Annotated in this window: 1 pseudogene; it reads left to right on the top strand. The window is 54.5% G+C overall.

Features of this window, described 5'->3' with window-relative positions:
- A pseudogene (locus tag J5224_RS34705) lies at positions 1-543 on the top strand (TonB-dependent receptor); the annotation flags it as partial.

Genomic DNA, 543 nt, shown 5'->3' with positions numbered 1-543 from the left:
GTTGGGGCGTGAGCGTTGCCGATCTGTATACGCCAACTGACGGTCTGCTGTTTGACAGTCTGAACAGCAAACTGTTCTTTAGCAAAACTGAAGCCCACGACTACACCATCAGCAATGCTGCGTCACCGACTCAAGTGTGGAGCGGCTACGATACCAACACCGTTGGGCTGGAAAGCAAAGCGACCAAAGAGTGGCGCAACCACCGCTTCAGTTACGGGGTTAACCTGCGCCAATCAGAGTCTGAGCGCCCATTGGTTGCCAAAAATATACTGGCTGGCGCAGTAAACCTGGGACGCCCACAGGCCGACAGCAAGATCATCAATGCCGGTGCTTTTGTGCAGGACAAGATGACCTGGGACGTGGCTGGCCGTGATTTCTCAGTAATCCCTGCGGTACGTTTCGCCTGGCAGCACGCCAAACCGGAAAATACCGACAACCTGTTTACCAATACCAGCGGTAATGTAACGGCAAGTGACACCGCCAAAATGTACGGCACCAACGCCGACGGCCAGATCCTGCCTGCACTGACCTTCCAGTACAATC

Source organism: Candidatus Symbiopectobacterium sp. NZEC135 (genome assembly GCF_025962695.1).
The sequence above is the reverse complement of the archived record's forward strand: the minus strand, read 5'-3'. Positions and strand labels throughout refer to the sequence as shown.